We start from the raw sequence: 256 nt of genomic DNA on the forward strand, positions 1-256 counted from the left end.
CGAGGTCGGAGTCAGGATCACCGCTGTCGGGTCCTCCGTGATCGTGAGGCCCGGGTTCGAGCGCGCCTCGGCGAGCGGGTCGGGTTCGGCGCCCATCACACCGACCTGGCTGTAGGTCAGGATGCCGACGACCGCCACGACGATCGACTGACCCACACGTTCGGTGATCCCGAGCAGCAGCGACACCAGGCCACCCGCGCCCGCCATCTGCGCGAGCAGGTAGAAGAAGCACACCGCGAGCGTCGTGATGGCCGCA

General features: G+C 68.8%; 1 protein-coding gene. It reads right to left on the bottom strand.

Annotated features, from left to right (window positions below; translation table 11 throughout):
* Positions 1–256: hypothetical protein (locus tag ACZ3HG_RS24210; protein ID WP_465334995.1), on the bottom strand; the 256-nt coding region annotated here is incomplete at both ends.

Source organism: Erwinia sp. PME.40.26/001 (assembly GCF_055556675.1).